Source organism: Pseudomonas syringae CC1557, assembly GCF_000452705.1.
In the GTDB taxonomy this organism is placed as follows: domain Bacteria; phylum Pseudomonadota; class Gammaproteobacteria; order Pseudomonadales; family Pseudomonadaceae; genus Aquipseudomonas; species Aquipseudomonas syringae_F.
In genome coordinates, this window is sequence record NZ_CP007014.1 from 4,964,573 (window position 1) to 4,979,083 (window position 14,511).

General features: G+C 57.4%; 13 protein-coding genes. 6 read left to right on the plus strand and 7 right to left on the minus strand.

Annotated features, from left to right (window positions below; all coding sequences use genetic code 11):
* Positions 1 to 10 precede the first annotated feature (10 nt).
* Together N018_RS21905 and N018_RS21910 are read right to left on the minus strand one after the other, a co-directional pair.
* Complete coding sequence (locus tag N018_RS21905; RefSeq protein ID WP_024643827.1) at positions 11 to 487, minus strand: NYN domain-containing protein; 477 nt, start codon at positions 485 to 487, stop codon at positions 11 to 13.
* Positions 488 to 870: 383 nt separating this feature from the next.
* The gene (locus tag N018_RS21910; RefSeq protein ID WP_024647187.1) at positions 871 to 1,569 is read right to left on the minus strand and encodes a DUF2076 domain-containing protein; all 699 of its coding nucleotides are present in this window, start codon (positions 1,567 to 1,569) and stop codon (positions 871 to 873) included.
* Between the two features lie 199 nt (positions 1,570 to 1,768).
* On the opposite strand from N018_RS21910, the gene N018_RS21915 reads away from it, so the two are divergent.
* The 3 genes from N018_RS21915 (at position 1,769) to N018_RS21925 (ending at position 4,013) form a co-directional block, all read left to right on the plus strand.
* Entirely contained in the window at positions 1,769 to 2,431 is a 663-nt protein-coding gene (locus tag N018_RS21915) for a YciC family protein (protein WP_025390733.1), read from the plus strand.
* Between the two features lie 21 nt (positions 2,432 to 2,452).
* Complete coding sequence (locus N018_RS21920) at positions 2,453 to 3,592, plus strand: endonuclease/exonuclease/phosphatase family protein (protein WP_025390734.1); 1,140 nt, start codon at positions 2,453 to 2,455, stop codon at positions 3,590 to 3,592.
* Positions 3,593 to 3,764: 172 nt separating this feature from the next.
* Complete coding sequence (locus tag N018_RS21925; RefSeq protein ID WP_025390735.1) at positions 3,765 to 4,013, plus strand: hypothetical protein; 249 nt, start codon at positions 3,765 to 3,767, stop codon at positions 4,011 to 4,013.
* Positions 4,014 to 4,150: 137 nt separating this feature from the next.
* Here the strand turns inward: N018_RS21925 and N018_RS21930 are convergent, their stop codons facing one another.
* The 4 genes from N018_RS21930 to N018_RS21945 form a co-directional block, all read right to left on the minus strand.
* Positions 4,151 to 5,062 (minus strand): CAAX amino protease, encoded by a 912-nt coding sequence (locus N018_RS21930; RefSeq protein ID WP_038401534.1) that lies wholly within the window; start codon positions 5,060 to 5,062, stop codon positions 4,151 to 4,153.
* 551 nt (positions 5,063 to 5,613) lie between these two features.
* Entirely contained in the window at positions 5,614 to 6,948 is a 1,335-nt protein-coding gene (locus tag N018_RS21935) for a hypothetical protein (protein WP_025390736.1), read from the minus strand.
* 105 nt (positions 6,949 to 7,053) lie between these two features.
* On the minus strand, positions 7,054 to 9,588 hold the full coding sequence (gene hrpB, locus N018_RS21940; protein ID WP_025390737.1) for an ATP-dependent helicase HrpB: 2,535 nt from the start codon (positions 9,586 to 9,588) through the stop codon (positions 7,054 to 7,056).
* Positions 9,589 to 9,637: 49 nt separating this feature from the next.
* Positions 9,638 to 10,816, minus strand: a complete 1,179-nt coding sequence (locus tag N018_RS21945) for an MFS transporter (RefSeq protein ID WP_025390738.1) — start codon at positions 10,814 to 10,816, stop codon at positions 9,638 to 9,640.
* 192 nt (positions 10,817 to 11,008) lie between these two features.
* Between N018_RS21945 and N018_RS21950 the strand changes: the two genes are divergently transcribed.
* Positions 11,009 to 12,349, plus strand: a complete 1,341-nt coding sequence (locus N018_RS21950; RefSeq protein WP_025390739.1) for a PLP-dependent aminotransferase family protein — start codon at positions 11,009 to 11,011, stop codon at positions 12,347 to 12,349.
* 298 nt (positions 12,350 to 12,647) lie between these two features.
* Here N018_RS21950 and N018_RS21955 read toward each other — a convergent pair whose 3' ends face one another.
* Positions 12,648 to 13,031 carry a RidA family protein gene (locus N018_RS21955; protein WP_025390740.1) on the minus strand — a complete coding sequence of 128 codons (384 nt, stop codon included), beginning with the start codon at positions 13,029 to 13,031 and terminating at the stop codon, positions 12,648 to 12,650.
* A 169-nt stretch (positions 13,032 to 13,200) separates the two neighbouring features.
* Between N018_RS21955 and N018_RS21960 the strand changes: the two genes are divergently transcribed.
* Together N018_RS21960 and N018_RS21965 are read left to right on the plus strand one after the other, a co-directional pair.
* The gene (locus N018_RS21960; RefSeq protein WP_025390741.1) at positions 13,201 to 13,896 is read left to right on the plus strand and encodes a tRNA (adenine(22)-N(1))-methyltransferase; all 696 of its coding nucleotides are present in this window, start codon (positions 13,201 to 13,203) and stop codon (positions 13,894 to 13,896) included.
* Positions 13,897 to 13,967: 71 nt separating this feature from the next.
* Positions 13,968 to 14,507 carry a DsbA family protein gene (locus N018_RS21965; protein WP_025390742.1) on the plus strand — a complete coding sequence of 180 codons (540 nt, stop codon included), beginning with the start codon at positions 13,968 to 13,970 and terminating at the stop codon, positions 14,505 to 14,507.
* Positions 14,508 to 14,511 lie beyond the last annotated feature (4 nt).

Consider the following 14,511-nt stretch of genomic DNA (forward strand, 5'->3'; position numbering starts at 1 on the left):
CCCTATAAATTCATTTCAGCAACAACGCGCCTTCGATCGGCACATACCGGCTGGCCGCACGAATCAGCGAGTTCGCAGTGAGGCCCGGCACACCGTAGGCCACCGCTTCCACACCGTGTTTACTGATCACACGTTCGAGCAGCATATCGAAATCGCCATCGCCCGACGCAAGCACCACTTCGTCGACTTGCGGCGCGTAGTCCATGATATCGATTGTGATACCGACATCCCAGTCGCCTTTGGCCGAACCGTCGCTGCGCTGGATATACGGCTTGAGCCTGACCGTGAAGCCCAGATTGCGCAGGATCTGCTGAAACTGCTGCTGCTTGCTGTCGCCGCGATCAATCGCATACGCAAACGCATGGACGATTTCGCCGCGCTTGCTGATGTCCGCCCACAGGGCAGCGTAATTGAAATGACAGCCATGCGCCTGGCGCACGGTGTAATACAGGTTCTGCACGTCGGCGAACACCGCAATCTTCTTCACCGCAATTCCTCATGGCGGGCAACGCCCACTGGTTACAGCGATCCGGAATGTGAATCGGCGCCCAGTATGCCAGCTTGAAGAGGGAATTGAGGTCAACACAAAGATTATCGTTATACACACGTCCTGGAGAGCCCGGAATACGTGCTTTTCAGGCTTCTGCCCCAGGGCGTAGGAGCGACCGGGGCAGCGATCCGCATTGTTCACGAAGACGGTGTTTCAGACACTGCATTTTCGGCGATCATTATCGTTCCCACTCCAGCGTGGTAACGCCTTTCTGGTCACTCCGTGTCCGATCCAGAGCACGCGGCGCAGCGCAGATGGGTCACGCAAAGCGTCACTCAAGGCATTCCAACGCTGGAGCGTGAGGAACGATCATCGCGTCCTCACACAAACGAATCATCATCCCCAAACGTGTCGCCGCCATCATCAAAACTGTCATCAGCCGTGTACTGCTGATCCGGCTGGCCCCAACTGCTTTGATCATTGACCGAACCGGTGTCCTGAACCGGCGCAGCGTCATGAATGACTTCAACGACCTCCTGCGGCTGGCTGTGGTGGCTGAACATGCTGCTGATGCCTTCTGCCAACAGCACGCCGCCCGCGACACCCGCCGCTGTCTTCAGCGCGCCACCGAGAAAACCACTACCGGCTGCAGGCGCGGCATAACCGCCCTGTGGCGCTGCCGGTGCAGGTGCCGGATTGAAACCCGCGCCATCGCGCCAACCGCCACCGGTCGCCTGACTCGGTTGTGGCTGCGGCGCGCGGGGTGCGCTGCTGCCGAAGATACTCGACAGAAACCCGCCGCTGGCCGGTGCCGACGAGGATTGCCCCTTGGCCTGCTGAAGCTCGGCCTGCAACTGCTGAATCTGCTCGTCGCGCTGTTTCACCTGCTGATTCAACTGATTGACCGCCGCCTCCTGCACCAGAATCGCTTGAGTCATGTAATACGGCGCGGAGGGCTGGCGGGTCAGATGCTCCTTGATACGCGCCTCGGCCGCAGCATCGCGTGGGGCTGATGCCGCTTCGGCGTCTTTCAGTTTCGAAAAAAGACCATCGATCAGGGTTTGTTCTTCGCTGTTCATGACCACCTCACTGAGTTGCCACTGAAATTCTTCCCCGCCTCGATGGCAGGACCATGATCAGAGAATGGGGCCTCCTCGACGCGCTTCAATGACATGAAGAAAAAGATAACAAGTCTCGGCCCCACACGACCGCTGTGCTTGGTTCGGCAAGGGCCATGGGCTAAAGTGGCGGCCTGCTTTTTGCCTGTGATCTATCTACATGAACCCGTTGACCGTCATCCAGGATTCCCTCTACTTTTTTCGCCGCCATCTGGGCAGCATTCTGGTGCTGTGCCTGCCGCTGGTGATCCTCGAAGTCCTCGCCAAGCAAGCGTTGAGCAGCGCCATGTCCGCCGAGTCATCACCGGCCTACGCACTGGTGATCGGGCTGTTTTTCTACCCGATCTACACCGCCGCGCTGATCCTGTTTCTCGACGCCCGCAGCCGTGGCGAAGAGGCGCAAACCCGCGACCTGCTGGCCATGGCGTTGCGCCTGTGGCCCACCTTCGCGGTGCTTTCGGCGATGAGCACCCTGCTGATCATGTTCGGCCTCTCGTTGTTCGTGGTTCCCGGCATCTGGGTAATGGTCAAACTGGCGTTCAGCGAATACCTGCTGGTCCTGCGCAAACTCACACCGTTCATGGCCATGCGCGAAAGCATGCAGATGACCACTGGGCATTTCACGCGCATTCTGGTGTGCGTGCTGAGCGTCTACATTCCGCTCTGGCTGCTTGAAGGCGCCAGCCTTTACCTCTTTCCCGAGCCACAGAGCCTGCCGGTGTCGGTGGCGATCGACAGCCTCAGCAGCTTTCTGCAACTGTTTACCACCATCGTGATGTTTCGCCTGTTCATGCTGGTCAGCGAGCCTGCACACAAGAACTGACGTCAAACGCGCTGATTCGGTATGCTCGACCCCGAATCCCTCACCGAGCGCCAGGCGCTCCAAGTCGAGCCGATGCCCCGTGTCCTGATACGCCTGATCCTGTCATGCCTGCTGCTGATCGCGGTGCTGCTGGTGCTGGTCTACCAAATGACCTGGCGCCCACCTGCCCACGAGCAACTCACCGCCAGTTGCAACCCTGCCGTCCAGGCGCCGAAGCTGGTGCCCGGACAGGCCCTGAAGGTCATGACCTGGAACATTCAATATCTGGCAGGCAAACGCTATGTGTTCTGGTACGACATGGCCGACGGCAGCGGCGCGGACGAACGCCCGACGCCTGAAGACCTTGCCTACAACCTGGATGAAGTCGCCCGGGTGATTCGCGATGAACAGCCGGACATCGTGCTGCTTCAAGGCGTGGACGACGGCGCCAAAAATTCCGATTACCAGGATCAGTTGAAGCTGCTGGAAGAGCGCCTGATCGACCTGTACCCATGCAGCACCCAGGCGTTCTACTGGAAAGCCGAATTCGTGCCCAACCCGCATATCTGGGGCAGCGTCGGCAGGAAACTCGCCACCCTCAGCCGCTTCCACATCGACAGCGCCGAACGCCTGCAATTGCCGGTGCCCGACGCCAACCTCATCAGCCGCCAGTTCCAGCCCAGGGATGCACTGCTGGTCAGCTACCTGCCCCTGCGCGACGGCGGCAAAGTGGCGGTTATCAACACCAGCCTCAGCACCGCCAAACAAAGCGGTACAGCTCAGAAACAAATCGCGGCCACTGAAACGCTGCTGGACAAACTGGAAGGCGGCGGCACGCCCTGGCTGATCGGCGGCGACTTCAACCTGCTGCCGCTGGGCCAATACCAACGCCTCCCCGAACAGCAGCGCCTTGGCTATGCAGCAGACAGCGAACTGCACGAGCTGTGGGAAAAGTACCCGATGATCCCCACCAATGCCGAATCCAGCGGCATCGACCGCAGCAAATGGCTGACCCACTTCCCGAATGACAGCCGCATCAACGGGCCGGACCGGACAGTGGATTACTTGTTCTACAGCCCGAGTTTGAAACGAGTCAGTGCCAGAGTGCGCCGGGATGACACGTTGTTGATCTCTGATCACTTACCAGTGATAGGGCGTTTTTTGTTGCCGATGGTGCCTTGAAGGGGCAAAGCGGTATTCAGGTTTCAATACTCGGGCTGCCGAGCATCTGAATGTCGTCCTTCGGCGACCAATGTGTTCAAAACAGTTGGAACCGTTTCTGGACGCGCTCGCCTAATGATTAGCCTGTGGATATTCCCATAGGCAACGTGCCAATACCGGCATATACCAAAGGGTGAACAACGTGGCTAAAGACGACAAGAAAAGCAAAGGCGAAGCCTCGAAAGCCAGCAAGGACCTGAAAGACAAGAAGGCATCCCCGGCCAAGAAATCTGAAGCGGCCTCGACGCTTTCCAAGTCTTCGGAAAAGAAAGACAAGAAAAAAGACGCCGAGCCAAAGAAAGCGGCCAAAAAAGCTGATACCAAGCCCGAAAAGGCCAAGAAATCAGAGAAGGCTGAAAAGCCGGCTAAAAAGAAAAAGTGATGTGTTCTGCCTGCCAGGGCGTTGCGCCCTGGTGTCCTGTGGTGCTATCACGCCGGATATCCAAGATTCGCTCAGGTGTTCCAGGCCGAGGACATTGAACAGCGAGCCGCGCACATGCCTTCTGTACGCCATCGTTGTCACGCTGGCTGAAGGGTGTAAATCGCTTTGCGCTTGCCATAGACCATTATTCTGAGCACCTCGTTGCCAGCACTGGCGGCCTCAGCCACCTTGACGAGCTTAGCCATACTATTGACCGTGCTCGTTTTGGACCGATACTTGAAACGCTCAATTTCTGCTACCGAGCAAGCCCGGTAGGCCGTTCTGATCACGCCACTTTTTTCGAGCAGGTCGATTTTCTCCGGCGAAATCCATGAGATCAGCTCGATGATTTTACTGATCTTCTCATGCAGATGGGTGACCGCCTGCTGCTCATTAGAGACGTTGTAACGCTTCCAGGCTGGCTCGTGGTGGAAGACCCGATTGCGGAAGTTCCGGACAAGCGCGACACGGTCCTTGCAGTACAAAAGCATGTTCGCACTCGTAGGCCATGCTCCCCTGAACACCCGTCCCAAGTTCTTGGGCCAGATCAGGTTGTTCCCCATGAACTCGTTCTCAAGAATAAATTCCCATGTAGAAAACTCGGTCTGCGAAATAATCTCTTGGTGATCGGGAGCCCCACTGCCGCCCGTGCGTCTTGCTTTCTCCCTTTTCGCGATCCGGTACGCCGACTGAAAATTGTTAGTGAGGTGTTCAAGAGGATATGGAAGCCTGGTAGCTCCAGAGGTGAAGCTTTTGTACTGCAGCGTTCCTTTCTTCCACCAGAATTTACCCAGGTCAGCCGTCAGAGCTGCGTCTATCGCGTTTCTAAGCGTGACTTCAGCTGCACCAAGCAATGGATAGAGAGCCGCACAGACGTGAGAATTCCACAGGTACGCACCGACCAGTTCCATGTCGTTGGTGGTGGAAAAAACCTTACTGTAGCTGGCGATTCTGTGGGGGCTGATCATCTGTTCGATCAGGACAGGTCTGTACTGGACTGTGCGTGGCATGCTCGGCTTCCTTTCAGCGAGGGGCTTGTATAAATGGCGGTTGACATGGGTGTCAACCACTCGTAGCATCGCTTCACAGGTTGGCAATGAGCTCCAATGGGCGCAAGCCTAAGACTCATTGCAAAGACCACGAAACACCCACCCCGGCCTCGAGCCGGGGTTTTCGTTTCAGGGGTATGGAGCCACCCAACCCAACAACCTATCTCGTCGACCACTCGCTCGTTTTTTGCAAGCAACTCTTGCACTGAGAACAGATTCCCGCAGCTACGTACTTAAAGCTGCCATCGGTTTACTGTACGCATGCGAGCAACGCAAATGTAGCGACCGCGCTGGGAGCAGAATCGAAAATCGCTCAAGCAGCATGGTTTCATAGAGAAGATCTTGCCGAACATCTTGTTGAAAATCCGAGATCATCGTCGCTGGGATTCGCTTGGCAATCGACTTTTTATTACGATGCTCGACCTGTTGGTCGCGACAAATCAGTGAATAAAAGCAGGAAAGGTCTGATTATTTGAACGAGCAAAAACTTTTGAAAGCCAAACCAATAAGGCTCAAAAATTGCTGCCTGTCTCAGACTTTACCGGGCGCGATACCCACTTGTACATCAGCGCTTTTGCCATCTTTTGGTCCACCAGTGGCGGGGAGTGAGACCTCGCGCGGAGAAGAGCACGCAGTTCGTCAGGCGTAACGCAGTCAAACGTAGAGCCTATTTTTACACCGCAACCTTTCTCCAGCTCCCGCTTCATGGCTGTCACCACATTAAAACAGCCCGAGCAAATCTTATTTATCCTTGTCCATGCCGAACTAAGCTTGGTTGGCGAATGCGTGTGAAAGCTTATTTTATTCTTCCCAAAACTGACAGATTCATACTTTGACCGACTACAGATGGGGCATTCCCAACCATCCGACAACTCCTCCCACATCAGAGCACATCCAGGCAGCGACTTTATCATTGCTAAGAAGTTTGGAGGCGGGCTTTCGCCTATAGGCTGCATCTCGGTACGCCATCTACTATAGTTTGAGGCATGTTTGACAATACCTCTCTCCATTTCTCGAATCAACGCGTCACCGCTTACTAACTCAAGCCCATTGTATCGCTTGAATCCATTGGATAAGGTAGGTACGGGCATCGTTTCTCCTTTGTACCTCTCATACCAATAGTCTTGTAACACCCCAGCCTTTGCCACTTCATATACCAAATTCATTCGAGCAACGTAGGCAGGCCTTACGAGATCCCAGAGCGCTAGAACCTTAAATTCATCTACATCATGCGGAGCGTGTTTATGGACTGTAATAAATTGACAAATTTGACCTATAGAAAAGGAATGCCAGTCCACCTTGCGGCCCGTGTTTGAAATAATTTTTTTTGCAGCAGCGTCAGCGTTATTACAATCCTCGCAGACCAGTACTGAAGGATAGGCTGAAAACGCCGGAGCCATTCGTTCAATAAGAGCCAGACCAGTGTGCGTCGGCTGGTCCGTACCGCTCACAACGAAAGCTTTATTGAAGGCAGCCTTTAATGCATCGGCCATATGATCGTGATGCTCAACCAACTTTGCAAGAATCTGCCTCTTGCCACCCACTCTGGATATTTCAAACTTTCCTCGCGCACAACAAGGGCACCTCCAATACTGCGCTGTTTCAACCCAATTTCTATTCATCTCGAATAGACTAACGCCATGATGCGCCTGAATTTTACTCGACAGCGGCGATCCTATACCATCCAGCGAATCAATTGATCCATCATTTATCCCCTCAATTGCCAAGCGCAGAGCAATGCCTATTTTCTCCTCAATTTTCTCAGGAGAAAGTTTGTTCTGCTCAGCCCATATCGCCAAAGAATACTTAGGCCTTTCTTGAACCAGCTTCTTCTCGTCTTCTGTCATTCCAAATGGTCCATCACTATACCCACTGCCTGTACGAGTCACAATTTAAGCCGTGCAACCGCTCTTTACTCCATTGATCACCGCCTACACCACACGGCAAATTAGCTACGTCCCCCTCGGCTTCACCCTAGCCGTCGCCTCCGCCACCAACGGATCATCCGGCCAGTAATGCTTCGGATACCGCCCTTTCAAATCCTTCTTTACCTCAATGTAGGTCGACCGCCAGAAGTTGGCCAGATCCTGCGTCACCTGCACCGGACGGCGCGCCGGGGACAATAAGTGCAGTTTCAAAACCTGTCGCCCATTGGCAATGCGCGGGGTATCGGATAGTCCAAACAGCTCTTGCAGCCTCACCGATAGGATCGGCGGGTGTTCGCTGTAGTCGATGCGAATGTTTGAGCCAGACGGCACCTGTAAGGTCTGCGGGGCCTGTGCTTCCAGTTGTTGCGGCATGGGCCATGGCAGGAGGTTGCGCAGGATCGAGGACAGGTCGAGCTGGCTGAAATGGCTGAGTCGGGTGACTTTGCCGAGGTAGGGCATCAGCCAGTGTTCGAGTGTCGCCATCAGTTGCGGGTCGCTCAGGTCGGGCCATTCGCTGGTCGCGTTTTTGTCGATATCGAGGTTGCGCAACAGTGCGACACGCGCTTGCCACTGACGCAGTTCCGGGGTCCATGGCAGCATTTCCAGGCCTTTGCGACGCACCAGCGCCAGCAACGCGTGGCTGCGGGCTGCGTCGTCGAGGCCGGTGAGCGGTTCGCGGCTGAGGATCAGTTCGCCGACTTTGCGCTGTCGCTCGGCACGGAACACGCCTTCGCGTTCGTCCCAGTCGATCTGGTCAATGGCGATAACCTGCTCTGACAGTACTGAGTCGAACAGCGCCGGATCGAACTCGGCAGCGAGGTAGATGCGTTCTTCGCGCTGGCCCTGACGGCTGCCTAGGTCGGCGATCACCAGCCACGGCTGTTTCATCAGAGCGTCGGCCTCGGCGAACAGTGCTGCGCGACCGTTGGCCAGCCTGTATTCCGCGCCGCCCGCTCGACGTTGTTGTGCCACGCGATCCGGGTAGGCCAGCGCGAGCAAGGCGCCCAGCCAGCGGGAGTGATCGGGATCGCTGACCGGGCTGCTCGCTGCGCCACGCAGGTATCCGCGATATTGCCGCGCCAGTTGCCTGGCACGCTGCACGCCGCCTTGTGCGCCACGCGCCGCGCGCTCGGTGCCTGCCAGCAGGGTCAGGCGACTGTGCAGATCTGCACCGCCGCCGCGCAGAATATCGCGCTCACCCAATAAAGCCGCCACGTCACACGCTAGGTCGCCCAGCCCCAACGCATGGCCTCGCAGCAGTAGATGGGCGATACGCGGATGAGCAGGCACCTCGGCCATCGCCTGGCCGTGTGGCGTCAGGGCTGGCGGCTGACCCGGCTGATTGCTCAGCGCTTCAAGCCGCACCAGCAGGTCCTGCGCTTGTGCATACGCCGCCGCTGGCGGCACATCAAGCCAGACCAGTTGCGCAGGCGTTACGCCCCAACGCGCCAGCTGCAACGCGAGCCCGGCCAGATCCGCCTGCAGAATTTCTGCCGCGCCGTAGGCGGCCAGTTGATCGTGCTGCGCCTCGGACCACAGCCGATAACACACGCCCGGTTCCAGCCGCCCTGCCCGTCCGGCCCGCTGAGTGGCGCTGGCGCGGGAGATGCGCTGAGTGTCGAGGCGCGTCATGCCGCTGCCCGGATCGAAACGCGGCACCCGCGCCAACCCGGCATCAATCACTACACGCACGCCGTCGATGGTCAGGCTGGTTTCCGCGATGTTGGTCGCCAACACCACTTTACGCGTGCCCTTGGGGGCGGGCTCTATGGCGGCACGCTGCGCATTGAGGTCCAGCTCGCCATGCAAAGGGCAGAGCAGAATATCGGCGCGCTCACCGAGCGCTTCCGCCAGTTGCTGGTTGACCCGACGAATCTCGGCCTGCCCCGGCAGAAACACCAGCAGGCTGCCGGACTCGCTTCCCAGCGCATCCAGCACCGTCTGCACGACACGCGGCTCGACAAACTCACCGGGCTGAAAAGGACGCCCCCACTGCATCGTCACGGGAAACATCCGCCCGTCGCTGCGCACGACCGGCGCATCGTCCAGCAACGCTGCCAGCCGCTCGCCTTCCAGGGTTGCCGACATCAGCAGAATCTTCAGCGGTTGGTCATCACGAAACAGCTCCCGGCCATTGAGGCTCAGAGCCAGCGCCAGATCAGCATCAAGGCTACGCTCGTGAAATTCGTCGAAAATCAGCAGCCCCACGCCTTCCAAAGCCGGGTCGTCCTGCAAGCGACGCGTAAGAATCCCCTCGGTGACCACTTCAATACGCGTCTTCGGGCCGACTCGACTTTCCAGACGAATCCGATAACCCACGGTCTCGCCAACCTTCTCACCCAACTCACTGGCCAACCGCTCCGCCGCCGCCCGCGCGGCAAGCCGACGCGGCTCCAGCATCAGAATGGTCTGCCCGGCCAGCCAGGTTTCCTCAAGCAGCGCGAGCGGCACGCGCGTGGTCTTGCCCGCACCGGGAGGGGCTTCGAGCACGGCTTCATGGCGTGTGGACAGGGCCTGGCGCAGGGCTGGCAGGACGGCATCGATGGGTAACGAAATCATGGGGGCTCCCGGAGAGATGCGGGGAGTATACCGGGGTGGGGTTGGGGAATCAGGCGGCGTGTTTTAGCTGGATGGCAGTCGCTACCAACAGCACGATGCACAGCACCATGCAAATAGCGTTGGTGTCTGCCCAACCCACCGTGCTGAACAAGAGCGAGGGAGTGAACGCGCCAATCGTTGCAAGGATTGCGATAGCCAGATCGTTTTTGCCTTGCATCAGCATGGCTCCGGAATTGCTCTGCTGGGCGCGTGCCAACAGTGCTCCGCCCCCGACATAGGTCAGGTTCCAGCCCAGCCCTAGAATGATCAGCGAAAAAACCACGACCTTATGACTGCTCGATCCCATGTTTATGGCAGCGCAACCAATCAACAGGATCAAGCCTGTACAGATGGTGGTTTTGATCCCGATTTTCTGGATGATCACCCCGGTGAAAAAAGAAGGCGCAAACATGGCTATCACATGCCACTGAATCGCAAGGCGAACATCCGAGAAGTCCTGATGCATATGCTTCATGTGCATCGAAGCCTGAATCATCAGCAAGTTCATGACGCCGTAACCTACGGCTGCGACCGTCATGGCAATCACGATCGTCGGTGTAAACAAGGTCTGGCGCTCTGTTTCGAGCTTTTCGTTCCCACTGATAGCTGAAGGCATCACTGGATCATCAGGCAGACAAACAGCTATCAACAACGATAACGCTGCCAGACCAATGAACGACGCATAGCACAACGAAAACAGCGGATAGCCGCCCAAGTCTCTGAGCAGTTCGGTAAGTGTGGGCCCAACGATGGCGGCGATGACGCCGCCGGCCACAACCAGCGAGATAGCCTTGGGTTTTAACGTTTGATGCAGATTGTCGGTCGCCGCGAAACGGTTGAAGTTGGCAAACGCGATATACACCCCGAGTGCAGCATGGCTGAAAACCAGCGCAGGGAAATGCTGATGCTCAACTGCCCAAAAGCCACTCATGCCGGATATCACCAGCGGGATAGCGCCCAGCATGAAGGCTTTTTTTCGGCCGATGCGACTCATCAATCTGGAGACGGGGTATGTCGCCAGCATCAGCAATAAGAACTGAAAGCCATAGGGTACGGTTGAGAATCTTGTATCGGGTGCGAGTGCCGAGCCGACAATGGCTGCCATGGTTACCGACATCACAGCTGTGGTCAGGTTGATGGATTGCGCAGTGAAATACAGGTAGGTGCGTCGGGGCAGCGTGTTCGTCATGGACAGTGCTCATGGTAGGGAAGGAGCTGCCGTCCTTTTGACAAAAAGCTCAGACATCAATGGATGCGGCGCCTTGTCTCAGCCCCGGCAGCAAATGCATGCTCGCATCTGTCCGGCGTCTGCGGGCACACAGTCGACAAGCTTTTCGATTAACTGTTAGGGTATTTTTTCTATCAGTTTGACGAAGCTGCCATGACCCCCAATGCCCTTTATGACTCGCTGAAGCAGCGCCTTGAATCAGGCGAGTGGCTGGCGGGCCAACGCATGCCCTCGATCAGGAAACTGGCCTCGACTGCTGACGCCAGCTACCACGATGCAGTGTCGGCGTATGCGCGTCTGGTGAGTGAAGGCGTGCTATCCGCCGCCCCCGGGCGTGGCTATTTTGTAACCAGCGGTGCCTCGCAAGCGGTTAACCCTCGCGAGCCAGAGTGCATGAGCGCTGATCCTCTGTTCAGGCTTCTACAGGGTGGACCGCAGTACACCAAACTGGGGTGTGGCTGGCTGCCACCGGCATGGCGCGATACCGAATTGCTGGCCAAGGCCATTCGACGCACGGCGCGGCTGGAGCAAAGTTCGTTGGCCGAATACGGCGACATTTCCGGTTATCTCCCGATGCGTAAACAGCTGTGCGTGCATATCAAGCGCCTGAGCCGCATCGATATCAGGCCGATTCAGGTGCTTACTACGCTAGGCGCGACGCAGGGCCTGGATCTGGTGGCAAGGCTACTGATCAAGCCGGGCGACCATGTATTCGTGGACGAGCCGGGCAATGGCAACCTGATCAGATTGATCCAGTTGGCGGGGGGGCATGTGGTCGGCGTGCGGCGAACTCAGGATGGACCCGACATTGCGGAGATGGAAAGTTACCTGGCGAAGCACACGGTCAAAGCCTTCTTCTGCAATAGCACCTTTCACAACCCGACCGGCAGCAACATTAGCCCGCACAACGCCTTCAAGGTCCTGCGTCTGGCCGTCGAGCACGAGTTTTTTGTGGTCGAAGATGACGTCTACGGCGACTTCAGCCCAACCGTCCGCCAGACGTTTGCCGAGCTGGATAATCTGGATCGGGTTATCTACATCGGCAGCTTTTCCAAATGCCTTTCGGCGTCACTGCGCGTGGGCTTTATCGCCTGCTCGCAAGAGCTCATCGAGCCACTGACACGCTTGAAGCTATTGACCTGCGTTGCCGTTCCTGCGTTTTGCGAGCGCTTCGTGAATACCATCCTCGCAGACGGTACTTACACTCGGCACATGCAAGATGTGCAGCAAAGGCTGATCAGCCAACAGGTCCAGACACAACGCTCGCTACTCGCACGAGGCTGGAGGTTCGATATAGCACCGCAGGGCGGCATGTTCATTTGGGCCTATCATCCGGATATTCCGGATTTACAGCCCTTCATGAAGAAACTTGAGCAGCACAAGATTCTGCTGATGCCGGGTTCGGCCTTCTCGGTGTCACGCGATTACCAGCGTTTTGCACGGATCAACTGCACGCACTTTTCCGAGGCCGTGGAGGGGCACTTTTGCCTATAGAACCGCGGATCAGATGCAGGCAGGTGACGCGGAGCGCTCATCGTTATACACAAGCCGATTTTGATTCTGGCCGCAGGCCGTCGGAGCGAGCCGGGCGAGGCTTCGCTTGTTCGCGAAAGGGCCGGTATGATCGCCGAAAATGCATCTTCTGAAACACCGTCTTCGCGAACAATGCGGATCGCCGCCCCGGTCGCTCCTACGCCCTGCGGGCAGAAGCCTGAAAGGCACCTATTCCGGGCTCTCCAAGACTTGTGTATACGCTGAGCCCAGAGCGTATTGAACGATCAGCGCCTGAAAATCAACCCGCCTTCACCGCCATCGCCGTCACCTCAACGCGCATCCCTTCAACCGCCAGCGCAGCGACACCCACTGCCGCACGAACCGGCCACGGCTTTTTGAAGAAGCGCTTATACACATCGTTGAATGCAGCGCGGTCTGCCATGTCGGTCAGGTAGATGGTCAGGTGCAGGACGCGGTCCATCGAGCTGCCTGCTCGCTCCAGCGCATCTTTCAAAGCCCGCAAGGTGCATTCGCTTTGTGCGGTGATATCACCCAGTTCCAGGCTGCCGTCGGGGCGGGTCGGGATCTGAGTGCTGACCAGCAGGCCGTTGAAGTCGGCGACGTCGGAGGAGATGGAGTCCGCATCAGGATCGGGGGTGAAGGTGATGTCTGCGTTTGCCATGGGATCTCTGCTTTGCAAAAGACGGAAAACGGTAAGCCTACGCGAGCGGCAGGTATGGGTCGAGCCGTGGGCTTTTTCGCGGAAAGTTGAAATGCACGGCGTTGCCCGACAGAATCGCGACCCGATCCAGCCAACGGTGGTAGATGTCTCAGATGAAAAGGTGCGACGGTTGAACGAGCAGACGTTGTCCATGCGCCTTGAGCGCGTCGCCTCGCAGGTGCCAGCGGGTGCGCGACTGGCCGATATCGGCTCGGACCACGGCTATCTGCCGGTGGCGTTGTTGAACCGTGGGGTGATTTCGGCGGCAGTGGCTGGCGAGGTGGCGTTGACGCCGTTCTATGCAGCCGAGCGCACCGTGCGGGAAAACGATCTGGAACAGCAGATCACCGTGCGCCTGGCTGATGGGCTGGCGGCGATTGAAGCGAGCGATGGCATCACGGCGGTGAGCCTCTGCGGCATGGGTGGCGAAACGATTCGCGACATTCTGGAAAGCGGCAAGGCGCGGCTGAGCGGTCAGGAACGGCTGATCCTGCAACCCAACGGCGGCGAGCAGCCATTGCGCGTCTGGCTGATGGAAAATGGCTACCGCATCGTTTACGAGGAGGTGCTGCGGGAAAACCGTTTCGACTACGAAATCGTTGTTGCGGAACGCACCGGGCCTGTTATTTACACCGCAGAAGAGTTGTACTTCGGTCCGCTACAACTACAGACGCGCAGCCCGGCGTTTCTGCTCAAGTGGCAGCGCCTGCTGGGCAAGAAGCAGAAGACCCTGAATAACTTCAACCGAGCGCAGAAAACCGTACTGGAAGAGAAAATGCAGCGCGTCACGCAGCAGGTGCAATGGATTACCGATTTGCTGGCTTGAGCACTCCAATCGAACTCAGGCCCTGGCCCGCTCTCAAAAACCCATGATCAACCGACGGGAGAAACATGACCATGCATTCAGACACTCTTTCATGGGGTCACGGCCCTCACTTGTTTGAAGTATTCCTTGAGCCCACCTGCCCCTTTTCAGTGAAGGCGTTCTTCAAGCTGGATGACCTGCTGGCTCAGGCCGGGGAAGACAAGGTCACGGTCAAAATCCGTTTGCAGTCTCAGCCCTGGCATATGTTTTCGGGCGTCATCGTGCGCTGCATTCTGGCCGCTGCAACGCTGGAAGGCGGCAAGGAAAGCGCCAAGGCGGTCATGACGGCGGTTGCGTCGCACCGCGAAGAGTTCGAGTTTGAACACCACGCGGGCGGGCCGAATCTCGATGCCACGCCCAACGACATCATTGCACGCATCGAACGCTACAGCGGCTTGGCGCTGGCTGAAGCATTTGCCAATCCCGACCTTGAACACGCGGTGAAATGGCACACCAAATATGCGCGGCAAAACGGTATTCACGTTTCGCCGACCTTCATGGTCGACGGCCTCGTGCAGCCCGGTTTGAGCAGCGGCGATCCCGTCTCGAAGTGGGTGTCTGAAATCAGCTGAAGCG

Bases quoted from the DNA above. Each gene is read 5' to 3' on its own strand.
- N018_RS21965 (WP_025390742.1), top strand. From the start codon at position 13,968: ATGCATTCAGACACTCTTTCATGGGGTCACGGCCCTCACTTGTTTGAA.
- hrpB (WP_025390737.1), bottom strand. From the start codon at position 9,588: ATGATTTCGTTACCCATCGATGCCGTCCTGCCAGCCCTGCGCCAGGCC.
- N018_RS21955 (WP_025390740.1), bottom strand. From the start codon at position 13,031: ATGGCAAACGCAGACATCACCTTCACCCCCGATCCTGATGCGGACTCC.
- N018_RS21945 (WP_025390738.1), bottom strand. From the start codon at position 10,816: ATGACGAACACGCTGCCCCGACGCACCTACCTGTATTTCACTGCGCAA.
- N018_RS21930 (WP_038401534.1), bottom strand. From the start codon at position 5,062: ATGCCACGCACAGTCCAGTACAGACCTGTCCTGATCGAACAGATGATC.
- N018_RS21915 (WP_025390733.1), top strand. From the start codon at position 1,769: ATGAACCCGTTGACCGTCATCCAGGATTCCCTCTACTTTTTTCGCCGC.
- N018_RS21950 (WP_025390739.1), top strand. From the start codon at position 11,009: ATGACCCCCAATGCCCTTTATGACTCGCTGAAGCAGCGCCTTGAATCA.
- N018_RS21910 (WP_024647187.1), bottom strand. From the start codon at position 1,569: ATGAACAGCGAAGAACAAACCCTGATCGATGGTCTTTTTTCGAAACTG.
- N018_RS21920 (WP_025390734.1), top strand. From the start codon at position 2,453: ATGCTCGACCCCGAATCCCTCACCGAGCGCCAGGCGCTCCAAGTCGAG.
- N018_RS21935 (WP_025390736.1), bottom strand. From the start codon at position 6,948: ATGACAGAAGACGAGAAGAAGCTGGTTCAAGAAAGGCCTAAGTATTCT.